The following is a 23295-nucleotide window of genomic DNA, read 5'->3' as shown; positions in this document are numbered from 1 at the left end:
CTTTCTATTCTTATTTAATATAGACTGCAACACGATTCCGTCCGGCTTGTTTCGCGCCTAGATATAGAGAACGATCCGCATAAGATAATAAGGTCTTTGCTTCGTCGGTATCTTCAGGCGCATTAGATACTCCAATACTGACAGTTATGGAGATAAGTACCGGCGCAATTTGATTATTAAGACTAGGGTATACTTGAAAGGCATAGCTTTCAATTTCGGAGCGAACCTTTTCTGCTAATAACTTGGCATCGCACTTAGACATACCAGGAAGAATAAAAACGAACTCTTCCCCCCCGTATCTACCGACTATTCCATTTTGCGGAATATGTTGTCTTAGAATTCGAGCAAACATTTGAAGTACTTCATTACCGCATTGATGACCGTACGTATCATTAACATCTTTAAAATGGTCAATATCGAACATTAATATCGATAGTTCATCTAGCAAACCATCATTCACACGATCCATCGCATATTCCATACGTTCCTCTATAAATCGATAATTATAAAGCTTAGTAAGTGCACAACGTTCGCTTTGACTTACCTTTTCCTCGACGTTCCGAGCTTTTTCCACGGACACCGTAAAGTATGAACAAAGAATTTCTAAAATTTGTAGATGATATTCTTTAAATCCCGCTTTTCTCTGCGTTGAAAGAAAAAGCACTGATTCAATATTTTGATCACGAGATATTGGTAAACAGAGAACACTTTGCATTTCATCTGGCGCATAATTTTTAGAGACTCTTTCCCACTCTTCTCTTTTAGAATAAATGATTGGTTTATTCCGCATGAGCACAGATCCTGCAATTCCTTGTCCAGGCGAAAGTCGATTAAAAATAACCTCAACGAATTCGCCCTTTTCATAAGAACGCATTAATTCTAACCAACCATCTTGATGATTGAATAAATACACACATTCCGCGTTAAATAACTCCGACACTTTTTCTATAAACTGATCAACAATCTTTTTTTCGGTTAGATTGTTAGAAAGTCCATGACCGATTGCACCAGCCCTTTTTAAATTACTATTAATTTCTTCTGTATTATTATAAATTCGAAGTATATGGGTCGTTATGATAAATGGCACTCCGAGTAAAAAAACCGCTCCAAATCCAACGAACTCAATTAAATAATATAAAGTTAAAGCGAATGGGATAACGCCAAAACCAGAAATATAGTCAAATAATGTTTTGTTATATATATAATTCCGAGGTATTTTCCTGAAATGCGAATCAATCTTAAATATTAAATCCCTGACCAATACATGGGAAAACTGATAACAAAAAATAACAAAGAATAACGGCCAAAACTCCAATAAACCAATTTCACCGCCAACTAGCTTAAATACTGCGGCACTTACGATCGATAAAACAAAAAACAGTGTGGAGTTAAGTAAGAAGCGATTTATTAAAGAGATTGAATTGTTAAACGCGACTAAAATTGCAAGAACTGAAAACTGCATGACAATAACTTCTGCTACGATTCCGTATGTAAGAAAAACAGGTATTGTTACCCACATGACTAGAAAAAGAGGGTGACCGTTTTTTCTAATTGGATAAAGTAGCGTTATAAAACCAAAAATTGTGTATATGGCAAGGTACAGCCAATTAATATCATGATGATTAAAATTTAAGAACAGATATATTATCCCAGGCGGAACTATGACTAACCACACAATAAAAGTCCAAAAAGTAGTTCTATTATAGGTATTCATCATAATTCACCTCTCATTACTTAGTAACAATGGAACCGCTGAATATACTGAAATCTTACCAAACTATAATCGGTTTGTCACTCACACAATTGCATAAATACCCAAATAAACAATAGTGCCTAGCGGTATTTAAGGCTTGCTAAAAGATAGAGTGAACCTGTTACTATTTTCTTAAAATCATTCCCATTAACTAGTTCAATAATACCACTTCGGGCTGACAGCACTAGTTTCCTATTATGATTACATTTCGCCATCAATTCCTCCCCAGTAGCAGCTTCTTTATGCGGGAATGTGATAAATGTGAATGATTCTGCGACAGGAATCAGTTCGTCTAATGTTCCTTTTATGTCTTTACCTTTCAACATCCCGATAACAAAATCCACTTTCTCGCCCGGGAACTCGGTCTTGATTGTATTAGCAAGCGCCTTAGCAGCAGCCGGATTATGAGCACCATCCAAAAAGATACCCGGAGCGATTTCTTGGAATCGATGCGGGAGTGCTGTTTTTGCTACTCCCTTGCTAACTTTATCTTCTAAAAGCGGAAGGCCAGCTAAAAGCAGGGCTTCAATTGCAATCGCTGCATTCATACTTTGATGTTCGCCTTTCATCGCACGCCCGCATAACTTATAATTACGTTTTCCCTTGAACAGTTCATCGTTTTCCATACTAAAATCTGCGCCATACATTTGAAGCAGGGCCCCCTTCTTCTTTGCCGCCTGCGAAACAACTTGAAGAGCTTTATCCGATAAGGGACCTGTCACTACTGGAATTCCAGTTTTTATTATCCCGGCTTTATGAGCCGCGACCTCATTTAATGCGGTTCCAAGAAATGCTGTATGATCTAGCGCAATCGACGTAATGACAGATACAAGAGGCGTAATTACATTTGTGCTATCCAGTAATCCGCCCATTCCAGTTTCAAGTAATACGTAATCTGGTTGCAACCGATTAAAAGAAATGAATGCCGCCACCGTCAATAATTCAAAATCCGTCAACATGCCGCTTAGTTCAGTCATTTCTTCAAATGTTCGATTCAATTCTTCTTTTGTTATAGGTGATCCATTGAATCGTATTTGATCATGAATGTCTATGATTGCTGGTGATGAAAATACGCCAGTTGAATACCCATGTTCTTTCAAGATGGATTCCATAAAGGCTATGGTTGACCCTTTGCCATTCGTCCCCGTTACATGAATGACTTTTAGCGTTTTTTCTGGATTTCCTATTACGTCAAGAGCTCTTTCTATTGCTACTAAGCCTGGTTTTATTTCATCATCGCTATTAATTCCCCAGCGCTCTTTATATTCTTTCATTTTTGGAATCATCATAAGTCCCCCGTATGTTAAAATATTAGTAGCTAGAGTATATCATGACCGGAGGAAATTCTATGTACAGTTGTTGGGTAATTTATAACGGAAGTTTGACAAGCGATAAATTTAAAGACCAAGCCGTATTAATAATAGAAGCTGCTGAACGAGCAGGTATAAAAGCCGAGTTAAAGAAAAATTATGAAGTGCTAATGGATTTGACAAGCGAGTTTGAACAGCAACCTGATTTCGTTGTTTTCCTAGACAAAGACATTCTGCTTGCGAAGTTTTTGAAAAATAATAACATCAGAATATTTAACGATCCCATTGTTATCGAAACTTGCGATAATAAAGCGAATCAATATTTGGAGTTAGCGAAACATGGGATTTCAATGCCGAAAACCATCATCGCGCCGAAGGTTTATCCGTCATTTACGATTGCTGATTCTGGTTATTATGAAAAAGTTCTTAGTGAATTGGGACTTCCAATGATTATTAAGGAAGGTCACGGATCATTCGGGATGCGGGTTTATTTAATAGAAACAGAAGAAGAATTTTATGCGAAGACGGAAGAGTTACGCGGGGTCGACTACGTTTTTCAAGAATTTATTGAAACTAGTAAAGGTAGAGATATTCGAGTTAACATCGTAGGCGGTGAAATCGTCGCAGCAATGTACCGCCATTCGGAAACCGATTTCCGTGCCAATATTACAAACGGCGGTGTGGCTGAAGTCATCGAATTAACAGATGCACAGCGAGATTTAGCAATCAAGGCTGCCGATGCGGTAGGCGCAGAGTTTGCAGGCGTCGACTTATTGTTCGGAGAAGATGAAAAACCGCTCGTCTGCGAAGTGAACGCTGCTGCCCATATACGAAACATTTACAACGTCACGGGGATTAACGTCGCGGATGAGATGATTGCGTACATATTGAGGGAAATCGGATGAAGGGATATGTCTATTATTCTCTTACAGAGTCTGTAAGAAATTATGCATTTATAGAGGATTTAATCGAAAAGGCAGAACATATTGGCATCGAACTTAGGTTAATTGTAGATAACGATCAACCCAGTGCTGATGCAGATTTCATTTTATTTAGAGACCGGAATCCAGAAAAGGCTGCATTATTTGAGCGACTAGGCTTTCGAGTTTTCAACCGTTCTGAAGTGAACAGGATTGCGAATGACAAACTTCAGTCGTTTGAATTAGCTGCCCTGTTAGGTGTGCCATCGGTGCCGACAAAAAAACTGAATTCAGCAGAAGATGTGAAATCCTATCCTGCTGTATTAAAAACCGCGGATGGTCATGGCGGAGATGAAGTATATCTTAGTACGTCTATGAAAGAGACCGAATCATTTATTACTAGGTTCAAGAATCGTAATCTAATCGCTCAACCATATATCGAATCCAACGCAACCGATGTACGTGTTTTCGTTATCGGAAAAGAAGTCGTAGGAGCTGTTAAACGTACAGGAAATGATTCATTTAAATCGAACTATACATTAGGCGGATCGGTAGAAAAATATGTGCTCTCTAGTTGGCAGGAAAAAGAAGTCGTTCGGATTGCACGAGCGTTAAAAAGCGACTACATTGGAATCGACTTCCTTATATTGCCTGATGGTCGCTGGATTTTGAATGAAATTGAGGATCCTGTGGGCGCCCGGTCATTGTACACAACGTATGATTTTTCAATAGCCGAGAAATTGATGGGATATATTAAAGAACAAACAACTAATTATTTCACTGTTGTTAAATCTGTCATTTAAGTAGAAGGCTTAATTAGACCTCTCCCTCTCTACAGCAAAACAATAATATTTTTCAAGTAACTGAAATATAATCAATATAAAACATGTAAAAACACCCTGTTGAAAATTCCAACAGGGTGATTTTTGTATTAAATCTCTTTCAATTCCTTCATACGCTTCTCAACTGTCGCGTATTTTTCGAGATAGTCTTTTTCTTTCGCACGTTCTTCAGCTACAACTGCTTCTGGTGCGTTGTTGACGAAGCGTTCGTTTGAGAGTTTGCCTTGGACGAGTTTGACTTCGCTTTCCCATTTCTTTAACTCTTTTGCCAAACGCGCTAGTTCTTCGTCGATATTTAGCAAGCCTTCCAGCGGTAAGAACAACTCAGCGCCGGTAATGACGGCTGACATTGATTTCCCTGGTGCTGATATTCCTTTACCGATTGTTAATGGTTTTGGATTACAGAAACGTTCGATGTATTTTCGGTTCGTTTCAAATATCTCGGCTGTTTTATCGTCTCTTGTTGAAATATAGAGCGGAACTTCTTTGCTCATTGGCGTGTTCACTTCTGCACGGATGTTTCTTACAGAACGGATAATGTCCATGAGCAACTTCATTTCAGAGGCACGCTCTTTATTCGACAATGATTCATCAACTGTCGGCCACGGCGCGATCGTAATTGATTCGCCTTCGTGCGGGAGGTTCTGCCAAATTTCTTCAGTGATGAATGGCATGAACGGATACAGGAGACGCATCGTATTGTCAAGAACATACGCGAGTACTGAACGCGTCATCTTTTTCGCTGCTTCATCTTCCCCGTATAATGGCAATTTCGCCATTTCGATGTACCAATCGCAGAAATCATCCCAAATGAAGGAGTAAAGCGCACGGCCTACTTCACCGAACTCATATTTGTCGGCAAGATTTGTTACTTGCTCGATGGTTTCATTCAAACGAGTCAAGATCCATGTGTCTGCGACAGATTTCTCGCCGGATAAATCGATTTCGTCATATGTCAATCCGTCCATATTCATGAGAGCGAAACGAGATGCATTCCAGATTTTATTGGCGAAATTCCAGTTGGATTCCACTTTATCCATGGAGAAACGGATGTCTTGCCCCGGGGATGCGCCCGTTGATAGTGTATAACGAAGTGCATCGGCACCGTATTTTTCGATGACTTCCATCGGATCGACACCGTTATCTAGTGATTTAGACATTTTACGCCCTTCGGCATCACGCACTAATCCGTGAATTAACACATCCTTAAATGGACGCTCTTCAGTAAACTCGAGCCCTTGGAAAATCATTCTTGACACCCAGAAGAAAATGATGTCATATCCTGTAATAAGTGCATCAGTCGGGTAGTATCGTTTGAATTCTTCATTATCTACATCTGGCCATCCCAATGTTGAGAAAGGCCAAAGTGCGGAAGAGAACCAAGTATCTAATACGTCTTCGTCTTGTTTCCAGTTTTCGATGTCAGTTGGTGCATCGTGACCGACATATACTTCGCCGGTTTCTTTATGGTACCAAGCTGGGATGCGATGACCCCACCATAGTTGACGCGAAATACACCAGTCATGGATATTTTCCATCCATCTTAGATACGTGTTTTCAAAACGACTTGGAACGAAGTTTACTTTACCTTCACCTTTTTGAAGTTCGATTGATGCATCCGCGAGTGGCTGCATTTTAACGAACCATTGAGTCGATAAGTACGGTTCAACTACCGCGCCGCTTCGTTCTGAATGGCCGACTGAGTGGAGATGGTCTTCGATTTCAAAAAGAACGCCGCTTTCTTGCAGATCTTTGACGATTTCTTTACGGCACTCGAAACGGTCCATTCCTTTGTATTTTCCAGCGAGATCATTCATCGTTCCGTCTTCGTTCATCACGAGAACGCGTTGCAAGTTATGACGGTTTCCGATTTCGAAATCATTTGGATCATGCGCTGGAGTGATTTTAACCGCGCCGCTTCCGAATTCCATATCCACGTAATCATCGGCAATTATTTCAATTTCACGGCCGACAATCGGAAGTGTGACTGTTTTACCGATTAAATGTTTATAGCGCTCATCTTCAGGATGAACGGCAACCGCAGTATCGCCGAGCATCGTTTCAGGACGCGTCGTCGCAACTTCAATGCTGCCTGTGCCATCTGTTAGTGGGTAACGCATATGATAGAATGCACCCTGCACATCTTGATGGATAACTTCGATATCCGATAAAGCTGTTTTTGTTTTCGGATCCCAGTTAATAATGTATTCGCCGCGGTAAATTAACCCTTTATTGTAGAGTTTGATAAAGACTTCCTGGACCGCTTTTGATAATCCTTTATCTAACGTGAAACGTTCGCGCGTGTAATCGAGGCCAAGACCGAGTTTTGCCCATTGTTCGCGAATATGGGATGCATATTCTTCTTTCCAATTCCAAGTTTCTTCAATGAATTTTTCGCGTCCCAAGTCATAACGGGATTTTCCTTCTGAACGAAGACGAGCTTCTACGCGTGCTTGAGTTGCGATTCCAGCATGATCCATTCCTGGAAGCCATAACGCATCATAACCTTGCATTCGTTTCATTCGCGTTAAAATATCTTGGAGTGTCGTATCCCAAGCATGCCCGAGATGGAGTACGCCTGTAACGTTCGGCGGCGGGATGACGATCGTATAAGGCTCTTTACCGCTTTCTGGTTTGGCTTCAAAGTACTTTCCTTCAAGCCACCATTGGTAACGGCCATTTTCAATTGTTTGCGGTTCGTATTTAGTCGGCATTGATAAATCTTCAGTTGACATGGTTAGTTCCTCCTGTTAAATAAATTTATTTTCGGACACAAAAAAACTCCGTTCGTCTTAAAAAAGGACGAAGGAGTTGTTCGCGGTACCACCTTTATTTGTGCACAGCAAAAAATGTACACCTCATACTTGTATAACGGCTTCAAACCGGTTTCCACTAATGAAGAAGGTTCTTGTTCATGGAAACTGCTCACGGGGGACATTCTGTGCATTCTTTACGGGGCCTCTCACCTTTGGCTCCCTCTCTTTAGAAAATTATGTCACGTACTATTCCCGTTCATCGCATCAATATGCAGTTGAATTGATTATATAGGAAAACAGGCGTGTACGTCAAGTAAATCAAGAAAGGATTGTGTTATGAGAAAAGGGTATAATCCATACTTATTGCCACCTTGGCTGCGAAAAACCCGTTTTTATTGTAAAACCATCATTATTCCAATCGCCGTTTTTCAATTAATTCGGATGTTGATCGTGCCGACTGCCGGTGACTTTCTATTACTGTGCTTTCTCGCGGGATTAGCTTTCGCCCTGCACCGAAACATTATTTGAGCGGAAAACTGTTGTTGAAATCCCATCTTCCAAGCCAGCGATGAATGACAATGTTTCATCTTCTTCCCGGTCTGGAATTGATACATTTTCATATTTCACAGTATGTTCCGGGGCTGGATTATCTTCAACAACCTCTTCTGTTTCAGCAACTTCTGCAGCAACATTTGAAGGTGATTCTGGTGTTTCTTCTGTATTGGGTTCTTTTTGTTTAGGGTTAGAGCTATCCTCTTGAACTTCGATGATTTCCCTATAGGAACATTGGACTTCCCAAATGACTGCAATTGCGCCTTGTCCCTCCATCTCGCATTGCGCATTTGCTGTCGCGATGTTTAACGGATCATTTGCTTCTGGTGGTAAATCGATATTAAACGGAACCGCATATTCAAAATAGCCTAAATTCCCATTAAGCTCAACATCGTCAATTAATATTGCAGAGTCTGCTTTACCCGTTCTAGGAACTTCTAAGTCAAATTCTACATTCACTGCTAGATGGTAGATGCCGGTCATCCGAACCGATTCCCCCGAACGATCGATTGTAAATCGAGGCGTCACCCTGACCGACTCTGTACCTGTTGGAGTTCCTGTCGATTCTGGAAATACAAAGTCCTCTTTCATTTGCCATTGTACAGTTTTCATATTTTTCTCCTCCTATTCCCTTACAAACAATTGTATGCATGATGATTGATTGTTAGAAGATAATCGGGGGAGGATGTTTTAATATTTATATTGTCGCGATGGGGACGTTTCCTGGTTTCGGGGAAACGTTTCCTTCTTTTGCGTTAACGTTTCCAAGTACGTGCGATACGTTTCCTAGTTTGATGAAAACGTTTCTTACTCCCAGTAATGTTTCCTACTTCGACGGAAACGTTTCCTTCTTTTGCGTTAACGTTTCCAAGTTCATGTGAAACGTTTCCTAGTTTGATGAAAACGTTTCTTACTCCTAGTAACGTTTCCTACTTCGACGGATTCGTTTCCTTCTTTTGCGATAACGTTTCCAAGTTCATGCGAAACGTAACCTAGTTTAATGAAAACGTTTCTTACTCCCAGTAACGTTTCCTACTTTGACGGAAACGTTTCCTTCTTTTGCGTTAACGTTTCCAAGTACGTGCGATACGTTTCCTAGTTTGATGAAAACGTTGCGTTCTCACAAGAACACTTCTTTCTTCGTCGACACACAATCTAATCACAATGAAATCTATAGTTGATCGAAGTTCGAACTCTTCGTTGTTCGATTGGCTCGACGCTCGTCCGCAGGAAAGCGCCGCCCGGAACGTAGACCAACGGTATCCATAAAAATACCGAGTACTTGAAATCGTTCAAGTACTCGGTAAAGGTTTTATTAATTATCGCGCTAACTTTTCAAACACCGTATGGAAGGCTTCAACAGTTTTCGCAATATGTTCTTCAGTATGCGCAGTTGAAATGAACATCCCCTCAAACTGTGACGGTGGTAAGAAGATACCCTCTTCCGCCATTAAGCGGTAGTAATCTGCAAACAATTCTAGATCTGATGTTTTAGCTGCATCGTAATTGACGACATCTTCATTCGTGAAGAAGAAACCGATCATTGAACCAGCACGGTTTACTGTGTGCGGAATATTATACTTTTCCGCCGCTTCGCGGAAACCATTTTCAAGTTGGTCGCCAAGCTTCATGAAGTGATCATAAGATTCCGGCGTCAACTTTTTCAACGTTTCAATTCCCGCAGTCATGGCAAGCGGGTTACCTGACAATGTACCTGCTTGGTAAACAGTTCCAGCCGGCGCGACATTTTCCATGATTTCTCTGGATGCACCGTATGCACCAACTGGAAGTCCGCCGCCGATGACTTTTCCAAGACATGTAATATCTGGTTGCACATCAAAATGACCTTGCGCACAGTTATATCCAACACGGAAACCTGTCATAACTTCATCAAAAATTAAGAGCGATCCATTTTCGGTAGTTAATTCGCGGAGACCTTCTAGGAATCCTGGCTGCGGTGGGACAACTCCCATATTTCCAGCAACAGGTTCAACAATGATCGCTGCTAAATCGTCGCCGAACTCATCAATCGCAACTTTCACGCTATCGAGATCATTGTAAGCAACTGTAACTGTGTTTCTCGCTACGGATTCTGGGACTCCCGGGCTGTCTGGAAGTCCTAGTGTTGCAACACCAGAACCTGCTTTGATCAATAAAGAGTCACCATGTCCATGGTAACATCCTTCAAATTTCAAAATAATATTACGTCCTGTAATGCCTCGTGCAAGACGTAATGCGCTCATCGTCGCTTCTGTTCCCGAGGATACCATGCGCACCATTTCAATCGAAGGTACACGATCAATGACAATCTCGGCAAGTTCATTTTCAGCCAATGTAGGCGCACCGAAACTGGAACCAGTTTCCGCAACGCGTTGAATGCCTTTAACAACATCCGGATCCGAGTGACCTAAAATAAGAGGCCCCCATGAAAGAACGTAGTCGATGTATTCATTCCCATCGATATCCGTAATCATTGCACCTTTACCGCTTTGCATGAAAATCGGGTCCATATTTACTGATTTAAATGCACGAACTGGTGAATTCACACCACCAGGCATTAAGTCTACTGCTTTTTCAAACGCTTGTTTCGAGTTCGTATAATTTTTCTCCAATTATTTTCCCTCCAACCAGCGCGCCGCATCTTTCGCATGGTACGTCATAATTAAGTCCGCACCCGCACGCTTCATACTTGTTAATGTTTCAATGACAATATCTTTTTCGTTTATCCAGCCATTTTGTGCTGCCGCTTTCACCATAGCGTATTCCCCGCTCACATTGTAAGCGACGACCGGCAATGTGAAGTTATCTTTCACATCGCGCATGATATCGAGATACGAAAGTGCCGGTTTAACAATCAGGAAGTCGGCTCCTTCAGCAACATCGGATTCAGCTTCTCGAATGGCTTCAAGTCGGTTTGCCGGGTCCATTTGATACGTTTTGCGGTCACCTGATTGCGGTGATGAATGAGCCGCATCGCGGAACGGTCCGTAATATGCAGACGCATATTTTACTGCGTAAGACATAATAGGGATATTCACAAATCCTGCTTCGTCAAGCCCGCGGCGAATTGCAGCGACAAATCCGTCCATCATATTGGACGGCGCAATGATGTCAGCTCCGGCTTCAGCTTGGCTAACTGCTGTTTTCGCAAGTAATTCCAGCGATTGATCATTTAATACATAGCCGTCTTCGATGACTCCGCAGTGCCCGTGGTCTGTATATTGGCAAAGACAAGTGTCCGCAATCACGACGAGTTCCGGGTGGCGTTCCTTCACAAAACGAGTTGCCTGCTGCACGATTCCTTCTTCCGCGTATGCTTGGGATCCTATAGCATCTTTTTCTTTCGGAACACCGAATAAAATAATCGATGGAATGCCAAGTGAAACTACTTCATCCACTTCGGCAGCTAGATGATCAAGCGACAATTGATAGACGCCCGGCATCGATTCTACCGCATTTTTCACATCGTCCCCTTCGACGACGAAAATCGGATAGATGAAATCTTCTTTTTGCAAAACTGTTTCTCTTACCATGGAACGAAGAGTTCCAGAATTCCGCAACCGTCTATTTCGACGGAAATTTAAATTATCCAAACGTAACATCCTTTCGACTCGCCAATTTATCGACGAGATGCTTTAAAGTATAAGTTTCAGGTCGAACATGAACGGGCGCGCCGACTTCTTTAAGCGCTTTCTCGGTGACATGCCCGATAGCACCAATTATATAGCCGTCCCACCCAGTTTTGGGTGCCACTTCTTCCGCGAAAATTTCGACTGCTGACGGACTTGCAAATAACACCGATACCGCCTTTTCTCGTTGCAATAAATCCACAAGTTCATCTGTGTTTTCATCCGCTTTTTCGGTTTTATAGATTGTCCATTCATCAACAATAAACGGCAGTTCCTCACTGATTGTCGGTCCCGCGATCGTTCCGCGCAAAAACAGCAACCGGCGCAGATCATTTTCCTGCGGATTAAATTCTTTCACGAAAACGTCCGCGCTAAAAACTGTCGGGATAAACTGCACTGAAAATCCGATCTTCTCAAGAGCGGCCGCAGTGCGCGTGCCGATTGCAGCTACATTTGAAGGAATCGTGTCTGTAGATACCCCGTGACGCTTCATTTTCGCTTCAAATGCCGATACGGCGCTTTGACTCGTGAAGATAAGCCAGTCGTAAGTAGGACTGGCATCCAGGCGTAATTTATCGGTTGGTTCTATTAATTCCGTGACTTTTATTAACGGGAGAGAAACTGGGTGTCCCCCGTAATTTCTAACCAATTCAAATACATCTTCTGATTTGGGAGTGCCTGTGAAAACGACTGTCTTCCCTTTTAACGGTTCACTTTCCTTCATCCATCTCGGCCATCACTTTCTTTATAACATCGCCGGCCCCTTCAGCACGCAACGTATTTGCCACTTGCATTCCTGCTGCAACCGGATCCGAGTTGACAACGGTATTTTTAAATACTTGTGTAGCGTCTGGTGAAGCGACGTAACCCGTAAAGTGAATGTTTTCTCCGTCATACTGAGCATATCCGGCGATTGGAACTTGGCATGAACCGTCCATTTCCGATAAAAATGTGCGTTCTGCTTCAATCTCTTTCCATGTTTTATCGTCGGATACTTTTGCGAGTTCATCCAATAATTCTTTGTCATCTTTACGGCATTCAATCGCCAATGCACCTTGCCCGATTGCAGGTATGCAATCCTCGACGGACATGAATTCTGTTACTACATCGTCATCCCAACCGACACGTTTCATTCCCGCAGCAGCCAGTAAAATCGCATCGTATTCTCCGTCGCGCAATTTCTTCATGCGCGTTTCGATGTTTCCGCGTATCCATTTGATTTCTAAATCTGGACGCAAGAGTAATAATTGCGAACTACGGCGGAGGCTCGATGTACCGACAACTGCACCGATCGGAAGATCCATGAATTTGACATGGCCATTTGAAATGAATGCATCGCGTGCATCGACACGTGGCGGGATGCAACCGATCATGAGTTCTTCAGGCAATTTAGCTGGCATGTCTTTTAAGCTATGTACCGCAAAATCGATTTCTTTATTGAGGAGCGCTTGTTGAATTTCTTTTACAAACAAGCCTTTACCACCCACTTTGGAGAGCATGACATCAAGGATTTGATCGCCTTTCGTCACGATTTCCTTGATTTCAAATTCGAATGGCGCACCTGCTTCTTTCATTTGTTCAATAAACCACTTTGTTTGTGTCATGGCAAGATTACTTCTTCTCGAACCTACGATGATTTTTCTCATTCTGATCAACCTTTCATAAAGGGTTCATTAAACCCAAAAATGGAATCCGGACAATGTGCTGCCCAAAAAGAAATTAATAATAACAAAGAGGAATGCAAATATATTCGCCCATGCACCGTTGTTTCCTCTCAGCCTACCAGTTTGCATGGCCAATAAAACAAGAATATACAAAATTAGAATCAAAAACGAGCTAATAATCTTAAAATCAAAGAAAGACCAATTACTTAACACGAGATGCGCCCATTGCATGCCGAGAATCAAACTGATCATCAGTAAAGGGATTCCGATGATGACCCCGACTTTCATGCCAGTCGCGGTTTGTTGAAGTGACGGCAGGCGAACAAATTGTTTCGACCATTTCCGCTTCTTCAATATCTTATATAATAGTAAATATAATATCGCATAGACAAAAGATATCGCAAAAGCGACATAGGACAAAATCGCGAATGTAATGTGAATGAAAAGGAGTTCAGATATTAAAGCGTCTCCAATTGGCGATTGCTTTATTTGCGTCCTGGCAAATGTATGAATCGTCATAAATATAAACCCGATAACATTAAGGAAAAATACCATATAACTCGGCTTTGAAAATAAATGCAGCAAAATAGAAACTGTTAGTAGCAACCAAGCGTAAAAATAAATTCCTTCAAATAATGATAAAATCGGAAAGCGTTTCGTTTCAACAATATACATGATTAAAGAAGTTGTTTGCATCGCATAAACAACCATGAGAATCCAAAAAGCAACTCGATGCGCGATTTTATCTTTATTTAAATAGTCAATAAAGTAAAAGACAAGACTGAACGCATACAAGATGACCATCCACTCGTGCAGCCTTGTCATCGTGATATCAGCCAAAACGTCTCAGTCCTTCCCGAAATAAAGTCTGATTTTAAACGATATAAAAAGGCGTCTCCCCATTTACAGTGTAACATTTGCAATGAGGAAAAGCCCTTTTAGTAATCGTCAAAATGACAAATCAGGTTCCGAGGAAAGATTTTTTTTCGACCTTGACGCTAGCCGCTCTTGTGCTAATCTCGCCAATTCCTCTTTTTCCTTTTCAACTTCTTCATCAATCCCGAAAATCTGTTGGAATAACGCGATTTTTTCAGCTGATTTAGAATCCATTGCCATTTCTTTCACTTGCAAGATTGGATCTTTTAGCAGTTGATTGATAATCGATTTTGTATGTTTGCTTAAAACTTTCTTCTCGCGCTCTGTTAAATCTGGAATTTTGTTCATCATGCTTTCCATCGTTGTAGCTTGTATGCGGAGCGCTTTTTCACGGAGTGCAGTGATGACTGGAACGACGCCAAGTGTCGCGAGCCATTCATTGAACTCGATGATTTGTCCTTCAATCAATAAGCCGATTTTCTCTGCAGCTTTTTCACGCTCTGCAAGATTCGCATCGACAATTCCTTGTAAATCATCTATATCATATAGAAACACATTTGGAATCTCCCCAATTTTAGGGTCTAAATCTCTTGGAACTGCAATGTCGATCAAGAAAATCGGATTGCCTCTTCGCATCTTATCAACGTTTTTCATTAATTCATAATCAATGACGTAATTTGATGCCGATGTTGAACTGATCAAGATGTCTGCTTCCAATAATGCGCATTGCAACTCACTGATCGGCTTCGCTACCCCGCCAAATTTCTTGGCGATTTCTTCAGCAGTTGAAAATGTACGATTCAGAACTGTGACTTTTTCAGCACCGCTACCTTGTAAATTTTGAAGTGCCAATTCGCCCATTTCACCCGCGCCAAGAATTGCGATGTGCTTGTGATTTAATGAACCGAATATTTGTTTTCCTAGTTCGACTGCCGCATAAGAAATCGAAACAGCGTTTGCACCGATATCCGTTTCTGCATGCGCACGCTTGGAGAATGTTACAGCTTGTTTGAATAGCTCATTAAAAACAGTGCCTGTAACGCCAATAGACTGCGCTTCGAGAAAACTATCACGGACTTGTCCTAAAATTTGTGTTTCGCCAAGTACCATTGAGTCCATTCCCGCAGCCACTTTCATTAAATGTTCAATCGCTTTATCGTTTTCATTGACAACTAGGTGCGCTTCGAATGATTCGATTGGCACATTGAACCAATCCGCTAAAAAGCGTTTTACGTAATAACGTCCTGTATGCAATTGATCGACCACTGCATAAACTTCAGTTCTATTACAAGTTGATATGATTGTGTTTTCCAAAATACTTTTTTGTTGTTGCAACGTTTGCATCGCTTCTGTCAATTCTGATTCAACAAACGACAACTTTTCCCTTATTTCAACAGGTGCAGTTCGATGGTTAACACCTACTACGATTGTATGCACTTGGTGCTCACACCTTTCACGTTCTAATTCACTATTTCAATTATAACATATTTCAGCCCGAATTTCGCTCCCAAATGTGAACAGCCTATGACTGACACTAGTTTACTCATCATATTGAGAATTATTCTAATCTAATTTCACCCTGTTTACAATTGATGTGCTCTTATTGTCGAAATAGGCCAAACGACCAATACGCCGCAAAACTTCTACCGTAAAAACAAAAACTCGATTGATTAAAACCATCAATCGAGCCATCTAATCACATTCTTTTTTTTATTTCTCCCCACGCTTCATCCATCCCTATGCCTTTTTCAGATGAAAAAACAATGAGTGGATCTTCGGGACGCATGTTGAGTTTCTCGCGAATGATTTTTTTATGTTTATTCCAACTGCCTTTTGGAATTTTATCGGCTTTTGTTCCGATAATAATTGCCGGTAGTTGGTAATGAACTAAAAACTCATACATGATTTTATCATCCTTGGTCGGCGGATGACGTAAATCTATAATTTGAACTACCGCTTTTAAGATTTCTCTTTCAGTCAAATATTGTTCAATCATTTTTCCCCATGCTTCACGCGAAGACTTAGATACTTGCGCGTAACCGTAACCTGGAACATCAACGAAAAATAATTGTTCTTCGATTTTATAAAAATTCAATGTTTGCGTTTTTCCCGGTTTCGAGGAAGTACGCGCCAGACTTTTACGTCCGATCATTTTATTGATAAATGACGATTTCCCTACATTTGAACGACCCGCGAGTGCAAATTCAGGATAACCTTCAGTCGGATATTGTTCCGGCCTGACTGCACTCATGATCATTTCTACGTTATTCACTTTCATTTGATGACGCCTCCAATGCAATTTTAAGCACTTCTTCAACGTCACTCACGAATACAAACGATAATTCTTCACGAACACTATCAGGAACATCTTCAACATCCCGTTCATTATCCCGTGGCAATATTATCGTCGTTAATCCAGCACGATGCGCACTTAATGTTTTTTCTTTTACGCCGCCGATTGGAAGCACACGTCCGCGAAGTGTGATTTCGCCTGTCATGCCCACTTCTCTTCGGATTTTTCGCTTGGTCAAAGCGGAAACTAAAGCTGTCGCGATTGTAATTCCCGCGGACGGACCGTCTTTCGGAACAGCACCTTCTGGAACATGAATATGAATATCAGTTGTTTCGTGGAATAAAGGATTGATTCCAAAATCCTCTGTTTTCGAACGGACATAAGAAAAAGCCGCTTGTGCAGATTCTTTCATGACATCTCCTAATTTTCCAGTGAGAATCAAATCCCCTTTACCCGGAGATAATGACACTTCAATTTGCAATGTATCGCCGCCGACTTGCGTATAAGCGAGTCCAGTTGCAACACCAATCTGATTTTCAGACTCAGCAAGTCCATACCTGAATTTCTTTTTACCAAGAATTGTTTCTAACGTTTTTGCCGTGATAACCACACGTTTCTTTTCATTCGTGACAATTTGTTTTGCTGCTCTTCTGCAAATCGCTGCAATTTGACGCTCCATGCTTCGAACGCCAGCTTCTCGCGTGTAATAGCGAATGATATTCAAAATCGCTTCGTCATTTATTCGAAGTTGCGAACCAGTCAGTCCGTGTTCTTTCATTTGCTTCGGAATTAAATGATTTTTCGCGATTGAACTTTTTTCTATTTCCGTATACCCGGCGATCGATATGATTTCCATACGGTCGCGCAATGGTCCCGGGATTGAACTTAAATCATTCGCGGTTGCAATAAATAATACATCCGATAAGTTATACGGTTCTTCAATATAGTGATCGCTGAATGTCGCGTTTTGTTCCGGGTCGAGCACCTCAAGCATCGCTGAAGATGGATCGCCCCTGAAATCATTCGACATCTTATCAATTTCATCAAGTAAAAATACCGGATTAATCGTGCCGGCTTTTTTCATTCCTTGAATGATTCGTCCCGGCATCGCCCCGACATACGTGCGTCGATGTCCGCGTATTTCGGATTCATCACGAACGCCGCCGAGTGAAATTCTAACAAATTTGCGGTCGAGTGATTCAGCGATTGAACGTGCTAGCGAAGTTTTCCCGACCCCGGGAGGTCCTTCTAAACAGAGAATCGGTCCGCGCAAAGAGTTTGTTAATTGACGAACAGCCAAATATTCGAGAATACGCTCTTTAACCAGTTCAAGTCCTTCATGGTCTCGATTTAAAATTTCTTCTGAATGATTAATATCAAGTTGGTCTTTTGTCGCATGAGACCACGGCAATGTGACAAGCCACTCGATATAATTGCGAATAACGCCGCTTTCTGCTGAAGCTGCAGGAACTATTTCATACCGGTCAAGTTCGCGTTCCGCTGCTTCTTGAACGCCAGCAGGCATATCCGCTTCATCAATGCGCTTTTGAAGTTCGGCAACTTCTACCCCTTTGCCGTCTTTATCTCCTAGCTCGGTTTGAATCGCTTTCATCTGTTCGCGCAAATAAAATTCTTTTTGCGTTCGTTCCATTGCTTCTTTTACACGCGCATTGATTTTATTTTCCAATTCGAGAACTTCTTGCTCATTATGTAATTGGCCAATAAGCCATTCATAGCGCTCTTTCACGTTGAATAGTTCCAGAAGTTCTTGTTTCGCTTCGATTTTCAGTGGCAAGTGAGAAGTAATCGTATCCGCAAGCCGACCTGGATCTGCGATTTTAGCTACTGAGTCATACGTTTCCTTCTTGATTTTTCTCGAAACTTTGGAGTACTTCTCAAAATAGGAAAGAAGTGTTCTCATTAAAGCTTCCATTTCAAAATCTTTTTCAACATTGTCTTCGATGCTCGTAATGCTTGCGACAGAGTACTCAGCTTTTTCTTCATACTTGGTCCATTCTGCGCGATCGATGCCTTCGATTAAGACACGATACGTTCCATTCGGCAACTCGGTCATCGATTTAACATAAGCGAGCGTTCCAATATCATACAAATCTTCAGGCGTTGGCTCTTCAACGGACTCATCTTTTTGCGTCACAAGGAAAATCAGGCTGTCTTCTTTTACGGAATGCTCGATTGCCGCAATGGAGCGAACTCTCCCTACATCGAGGTGTAAGATCATTGTTGGGTAAACGAGTACCCCGCGAAGTGGCAATAAAGGTATTTCATTTTTGATAGTCGTTGTTGTCACGTCCATGTCACCTCCATTATTAACTAGTTAGATGGAAAAAGCTGGCATCCGAAAAGCGCAAGTTTACATACGCATTTGGTGCCAGCTTAAACCTTTTCGCATTATGCTGAGGTTTTGCCGTTCATTAAAACAAATTCAGAACCATCGTCTCGGAGTAAAGTCGGACTTCCTTCTCCTATAACTGAATCGCGCGTAATTATGCATTCAGTCACTTCTTCAAGAGATGGCAGTTCGTACATTACATCCAACATAATGTTTTCAATTATCGAACGCAATCCACGAGCACCCGTTTTCCGTTCTATCGCTGCTTTTGCTATTTCAAGCAATGCATCCTCTTCAAATCGAAGCACGACATCATCAAGTTCAAGCATTTTTTGGTACTGTTTGACGATTGCATTTTTCGGTTCCGTCAATATTTGATAAAGCGTCTCTTCGTCCAAAGGTTCTAAGCTTGCAAGAACAGGCAAACGACCTATGAATTCTGGAATTAAACCGAAATTTTGAAGGTCTTCCGGAATTAGTTTCGATAAAATCGTCTCTTGTTCCTCAACCGTGTTTGGATCAGTGCCAAAGCCAATCAGTTTTTGACCCATTCTGCGCTTAATGATTTCATTAATCCCGTCGAAGGCGCCTCCAACAATGAACAAGATATTCGTTGTATCGATTTGAATGAATTCTTGATGTGGATGCTTGCGTCCGCCTTGTGGTGGAACACTTGCAACTGTCCCTTCAAGAATTTTGAGAAGTGCCTGTTGCACACCTTCACCAGAAACATCACGTGTAATCGAAGCGTTTTCGGATTTACGCGCAACTTTGTCAATCTCATCGATATAAATAATACCGCGTTCTGCTTTTTCAACGTCATAATCTGCAGCTTGGATTAATTTCAGTAATATGTTTTCAACGTCTTCTCCAACATACCCTGCTTCAGTGAGTGATGTTGCGTCGGCAATCGCAAACGGAACATCCAGTATGCGTGCAAGTGTTTGTGCAAGTAATGTTTTACCGCTACCCGTTGGTCCGATAAGAACGATGTTTGACTTCGCCAATTCAACGTCATCGATTTTACTGCCAGAATTAACACGTTTATAATGATTATAGACAGCAACAGATAATGATTTTTTGGCTCTATCCTGCCCGATTAAGTATTCATCAAGTATACTTTGTATATCTCTCGGTTTCGGAACATCTTTCAGCTCAAAGCCTTCTTCTAAGCCAACTTCCTCTTCCACGATTTCAGCACAAAGTTCAACACATTCATCACAAATATAAACCCCTTGCCCGGCGACAAGTTTACGGACCTGTTCCTGAGACTTCCCACAAAACGAACAGTTTAAGTTGTCTTTTTCATCATTAAATTTGAACATTATGCTCACCCCTATTCAAGTGACAATATTACAAGACTCCGGAAGTATAATCAACTAATTAGTATTCATAAAACCGTGTCGATAGAACTGGGTTCCCCCTATGTAAAACAAGGTACGGTATACTTACGGTATACCGTACCTTGTCCTTATTGCTTAATATTATTCAGTAATTTTTGCATTTTCCACAAGGAATTCAACTGTTTTATTGAAACGCAAGTCGTTTTCTAAAACGCGTGTGCCGCCAAGTGCTGTTTTAATCTGCTCAATATCCATTCCGAATTGATCAGACATTTTTTGAAGTTCTGCGTTAATATCTTCTTCTTCGACTTCTACTTTTTCAGCTTCGCCGATTGCTTCTAGTACTAATGAAACACGGACACGGTTTAATGCATCGTCTTTCATTTGCGCGCGAAGTGCTTCTTCGTCTTGTCCGGAGAACTGGAAGTATAGCTCAAGGTTCATGCCTTGTTGTTCTAGACGTTGGCCGAACTCTTCCATCATGCGTTCTACTTCTGACTCGATCATCACTTCTGGAATATCGATTTCCGCATTGCGTGCTGCAGCTTCTACTAGGTCGTCACGAAGTGCAGTTTCAGATGCGCTTTGTTTTTCCACAGTAGTTTTTTCTTTTAATTTCGTGCGAAGTTCGTCTAGTGTTTCAACTTCTTCATCGATTTCTTTTGCAAGTTCGTCATTTAGTTCAGGAATTTCTTTCCCTTTGATTTCAGTGACTTTCACTTCGAAAACTGCCGGTTTGCCAGCAAGTTCTGCAGCGTGGTACTCTTCTGGGAATGTTACTTCGATTTCTTTTTCTTCTCCGACTTTCATGCCGATCATTTGATCTTCAAATCCTGGGATGAATGATCCTGAACCGATCTCAAGGTCGAAGTCTTGTGCTTCGCCGCCTTCGAATGGCTCCCCGTCAGAAAATCCTTTGAAGTTCAGTTTTACAGTGTCGCCATTTTCAACTTCGCCGTCTTCTTTAACGACAAGTTCAGCGAAAGCAGTTTGTTGATCTTTCAATTGTTGTTCGATATCTTCATCAGTAACTGTAGTATCAAGACGCGTCACTTCAAGGCCTTTGTACTCGCCAAGTTTCACTTCAGGTTTAACAGTAACAACCGCTTTGAAAATTAGGGATTTTCCTTTTTCCAATTGCTCAATATCGATTTCCGGACGATCTACAGGCTCAATTCCTGCTTCTTCAACCGCTGAACCGTATGCTTCCGGCAGGATGAAATCAAGTGCTTCATTATAAAGCGATTCAACACCGTACATTTTCTCAAACATTTGACGCGGCATTTTCCCTTTACGGAATCCTGGTGCTGTTACATCTTTAACAACTTTTTTAAACGCTTTATCAAGACCTTCTTTTACTTTTTCAGCTGGCACCTCTACAGTAAGTGTCCCTTTGTTTCCTTCTTCTTTTTCCCATTTAACTGACATATTTAAAACCTCCGACTCTTATTGGTGACTCTATTTTTGCATGTATATACTTTTTTAACAACTCTTTCAGTATAGCATAATGACTTCATCTTTCAACAATTTTACGATTTACTCGAAGTTGGACATATCGTCGATTTGTTTGATGAAGTAATGAAGCGATGTGTTCGGTAATTCTTCCCCCGTGAATAAGCATTCTATGTAATCTACGTAAGCATATGCAACTTCTTCTTCCTCGTATTGTCCCCAAGTAAATGGAAATGCTGTGATGGCAAATTTCTCTATTAGACTTTTGGCCATCTCAAATCTCGATGGATCTTTGACAAGGATTTCTTCTAATCTCGACAAGACGTTTTGTGTGAAGGTGTCTTGACCGGGCAATGTCATCTGAGCGGGTACTATGACCATCTCATCTCCAAATTTTTTGATGGTTATCTGTTTCGCATAACCGACTTGCTGCAGGAGTGTTATTGCAAATGTAACAATGAGCGGCGGTAAATGCACGCTTTCTGCAATGTCTTCTAGTACCGGAATCATTGCGCGGAGATCTGTTCCTTCTAAGGATGCAAGCGTATGTTGTTGCGTATAGATATCCATTTCCAGAAATTCTTCGAATGTGAAGACGGCTTCTGAGGGAATGGATTCGTCGGGCGTATAACGCATCGACAACCGGCTATTCAACTCTCGCAGGTAAGTGAATTTCGTTAATAATTCTTTTGGTATGATGCCTTCTTCTAAAAGCGTGTCAATTGTCATTTCGACTTCTTCGTATTCTTGAAGTTGGATGCAGATTGTTAAGTATAATTCCATCGCATCTACGTAGTTTGCGGTTCCGCTATGAAGAAGCCTTGTCGCGATGTCCCTCGCACGTTCGAAATCTTTTGTTTCGTATAGCGCGACTGCATACGGCCCTAAAAATTCAGGGTGCTCGGGTTCAAATATAATCGCTTGGTCAAATGCCTCAACCGCTTTTTCAAATTGATTATGTTTTACGCATTCGATCCCTTTCGCCACTAACTTTTCAAAAGTTCCAGGAAATACGATAACATTTTCACTTTTACGAAGCCTTCTGTATTTTTTGCGCATGTCATCACTCACCTCCATTTGACTAAATTTTATTTTTTATGCATTGTTTCGTGGCTATTAAGGTTGTTCATTAAGTAAGAGACTGAACTAGGAATTAATCATTTTAATACGCTCCGGCGCTGGTGGATGCCTCCCGCAATAAGCCAGGTAGAAGATCACCACCTGTCTTATTACTCCGGCTACCACTGGCAAGGCGCCTATGCTGGTTAGAATGTTTAGATAGCAATTTCATATAACATTTGTGAGAAAAAATCTGTTTAATAAACTGAATAACCTGCTTAGTAAAATGTAATCTAACAGTTGATTGTAGTGTAGGGCGGCGACTCCCGCGGGAATAGCATCAACCGAAAGCCCCGCAGGAGCTAGCGACGAGGAGATTGAGGTGATGCCCGCAGGAAAGCGTCCGCCCGAAACGAAGATCAACGGTATATGTATATCCAACGGTTTTTAAGCAAATAAAAAATATAGAAGGAACCAACTGAAATTACCTTCTATA

The 23295-nt window shown here is 41.4% G+C and carries 17 protein-coding genes and 1 other annotated feature; of the genes, 2 read left to right on the top strand and 15 right to left on the bottom strand.

Features of this window, described 5'->3' with window-relative positions; translation table 11 throughout:
* Positions 1-10: 10 nt before the first annotated feature.
* Entirely contained in the window at positions 11-1714 is a 1704-nt protein-coding gene (locus G8782_RS00835; protein ID WP_172369024.1) for a sensor domain-containing diguanylate cyclase, read from the bottom strand.
* Between the two features lie 119 nt (positions 1715-1833).
* On the bottom strand, positions 1834-3039 hold the full coding sequence (locus G8782_RS00830) for a bifunctional folylpolyglutamate synthase/dihydrofolate synthase (protein WP_172369023.1): 1206 nt from the start codon (positions 3037-3039) through the stop codon (positions 1834-1836).
* A gap of 62 nt (positions 3040-3101) precedes the next feature.
* Between G8782_RS00830 and G8782_RS00825 the strand changes: the two genes are divergently transcribed.
* Positions 3102-3968: an ATP-grasp domain-containing protein gene (locus G8782_RS00825; protein ID WP_172369022.1), complete on the top strand. Its 867-nt coding sequence runs from the start codon at positions 3102-3104 to the stop codon at positions 3966-3968.
* Positions 3965-4786 (top strand): ATP-grasp domain-containing protein, encoded by an 822-nt coding sequence (locus G8782_RS00820; RefSeq protein ID WP_172369021.1) that lies wholly within the window; start codon positions 3965-3967, stop codon positions 4784-4786. Before G8782_RS00825 ends, G8782_RS00820 begins: the two co-directional genes overlap by 4 nt.
* A 128-nt stretch (positions 4787-4914) precedes the next feature.
* Here the strand turns inward: G8782_RS00820 and G8782_RS00815 are convergent, their stop codons facing one another.
* The 13 genes from G8782_RS00815 to G8782_RS00755 form a co-directional block, all read right to left on the bottom strand.
* The gene (locus G8782_RS00815) at positions 4915-7560 is read right to left on the bottom strand and encodes a valine--tRNA ligase (RefSeq protein ID WP_172369020.1); all 2646 of its coding nucleotides are present in this window, start codon (positions 7558-7560) and stop codon (positions 4915-4917) included.
* A gap of 60 nt (positions 7561-7620) precedes the next feature.
* Positions 7621-7850 (bottom strand) — a binding site (T-box leader).
* A 226-nt stretch (positions 7851-8076) separates the two neighbouring features.
* On the bottom strand, positions 8077-8745 hold the full coding sequence (locus tag G8782_RS00810) for a hypothetical protein (RefSeq protein WP_172369019.1): 669 nt from the start codon (positions 8743-8745) through the stop codon (positions 8077-8079).
* A gap of 707 nt (positions 8746-9452) precedes the next feature.
* The gene (gene hemL, locus G8782_RS00805) at positions 9453-10745 is read right to left on the bottom strand and encodes a glutamate-1-semialdehyde 2,1-aminomutase (protein ID WP_172369018.1); all 1293 of its coding nucleotides are present in this window, start codon (positions 10743-10745) and stop codon (positions 9453-9455) included.
* Positions 10746-11726: a porphobilinogen synthase gene (hemB, locus tag G8782_RS00800; RefSeq protein WP_172369017.1), complete on the bottom strand. Its 981-nt coding sequence runs from the start codon at positions 11724-11726 to the stop codon at positions 10746-10748. It abuts the gene before it with no gap.
* Positions 11719-12486 (bottom strand): uroporphyrinogen-III synthase, encoded by a 768-nt coding sequence (locus G8782_RS00795; protein ID WP_172369016.1) that lies wholly within the window; start codon positions 12484-12486, stop codon positions 11719-11721. The genes hemB and G8782_RS00795 overlap by 8 nt, the downstream gene beginning before the upstream one ends.
* Positions 12473-13408, bottom strand: coding sequence for a hydroxymethylbilane synthase (gene hemC, locus G8782_RS00790; protein ID WP_172369015.1), 936 nt, complete (start codon positions 13406-13408; stop codon positions 12473-12475). The genes G8782_RS00795 and hemC overlap by 14 nt, the downstream gene beginning before the upstream one ends.
* Positions 13409-13435: 27 nt before the next feature.
* A complete protein-coding gene (gene ccsA / locus G8782_RS00785; RefSeq protein WP_172369014.1) occupies positions 13436-14266 on the bottom strand; it encodes a cytochrome c biogenesis protein CcsA in 831 nt (276 codons plus the stop codon).
* A gap of 108 nt (positions 14267-14374) precedes the next feature.
* The gene (hemA, locus tag G8782_RS00780) at positions 14375-15739 is read right to left on the bottom strand and encodes a glutamyl-tRNA reductase (RefSeq protein WP_172369013.1); all 1365 of its coding nucleotides are present in this window, start codon (positions 15737-15739) and stop codon (positions 14375-14377) included.
* 259 nt (positions 15740-15998) lie between these two features.
* Positions 15999-16580 (bottom strand): ribosome biogenesis GTP-binding protein YihA/YsxC, encoded by a 582-nt coding sequence (gene yihA, locus G8782_RS00775; protein WP_172369012.1) that lies wholly within the window; start codon positions 16578-16580, stop codon positions 15999-16001.
* Positions 16567-18903, bottom strand: a complete 2337-nt coding sequence (gene lon, locus G8782_RS00770) for an endopeptidase La (RefSeq protein ID WP_343034902.1) — start codon at positions 18901-18903, stop codon at positions 16567-16569. Before lon ends, yihA begins: the two co-directional genes overlap by 14 nt.
* 101 nt (positions 18904-19004) lie before the next feature.
* The gene (gene clpX / locus G8782_RS00765; RefSeq protein ID WP_172369010.1) at positions 19005-20270 is read right to left on the bottom strand and encodes an ATP-dependent protease ATP-binding subunit ClpX; all 1266 of its coding nucleotides are present in this window, start codon (positions 20268-20270) and stop codon (positions 19005-19007) included.
* Positions 20271-20429: 159 nt separating this feature from the next.
* Entirely contained in the window at positions 20430-21716 is a 1287-nt protein-coding gene (gene tig, locus G8782_RS00760) for a trigger factor (protein ID WP_172369009.1), read from the bottom strand.
* 108 nt (positions 21717-21824) lie between these two features.
* The gene (locus G8782_RS00755) at positions 21825-22799 is read right to left on the bottom strand and encodes a tetratricopeptide repeat protein (protein ID WP_172369008.1); all 975 of its coding nucleotides are present in this window, start codon (positions 22797-22799) and stop codon (positions 21825-21827) included.
* Positions 22800-23295: the final 496 nt, after the last annotated feature.

Source organism: Sporosarcina jiandibaonis (assembly GCF_013184495.1).
Classification (GTDB): Bacteria; Bacillota; Bacilli; order Bacillales_A; family Planococcaceae; genus Sporosarcina; species Sporosarcina jiandibaonis.
This window is presented reverse-complemented; position numbering and strand designations above follow the sequence as displayed.

What these genes read in the sequence shown, in the direction of transcription:
- G8782_RS00830 (WP_172369023.1), bottom strand. Translation starts at nt 3,039, where the DNA reads ATGATTCCAAAAATGAAAGAATATAAAGAGCGCTGGGGAATTAATAGC.
- G8782_RS00755 (WP_172369008.1), bottom strand. Translation starts at nt 22,799, where the DNA reads ATGCGCAAAAAATACAGAAGGCTTCGTAAAAGTGAAAATGTTATCGTA.
- G8782_RS00795 (WP_172369016.1), bottom strand. Translation starts at nt 12,486, where the DNA reads ATGAAGGAAAGTGAACCGTTAAAAGGGAAGACAGTCGTTTTCACAGGC.
- yihA (WP_172369012.1), bottom strand. Translation starts at nt 16,580, where the DNA reads ATGAAAGTGAATAACGTAGAAATGATCATGAGTGCAGTCAGGCCGGAA.
- G8782_RS00810 (WP_172369019.1), bottom strand. Translation starts at nt 8,745, where the DNA reads ATGAAAACTGTACAATGGCAAATGAAAGAGGACTTTGTATTTCCAGAA.
- G8782_RS00820 (WP_172369021.1), top strand. Translation starts at nt 3,965, where the DNA reads ATGAAGGGATATGTCTATTATTCTCTTACAGAGTCTGTAAGAAATTAT.
- G8782_RS00825 (WP_172369022.1), top strand. Translation starts at nt 3,102, where the DNA reads ATGTACAGTTGTTGGGTAATTTATAACGGAAGTTTGACAAGCGATAAA.
- hemC (WP_172369015.1), bottom strand. Translation starts at nt 13,408, where the DNA reads ATGAGAAAAATCATCGTAGGTTCGAGAAGAAGTAATCTTGCCATGACA.
- clpX (WP_172369010.1), bottom strand. Translation starts at nt 20,270, where the DNA reads ATGTTCAAATTTAATGATGAAAAAGACAACTTAAACTGTTCGTTTTGT.
- tig (WP_172369009.1), bottom strand. Translation starts at nt 21,716, where the DNA reads ATGTCAGTTAAATGGGAAAAAGAAGAAGGAAACAAAGGGACACTTACT.
- G8782_RS00835 (WP_172369024.1), bottom strand. Translation starts at nt 1,714, where the DNA reads ATGAATACCTATAATAGAACTACTTTTTGGACTTTTATTGTGTGGTTA.
- G8782_RS00815 (WP_172369020.1), bottom strand. Translation starts at nt 7,560, where the DNA reads ATGTCAACTGAAGATTTATCAATGCCGACTAAATACGAACCGCAAACA.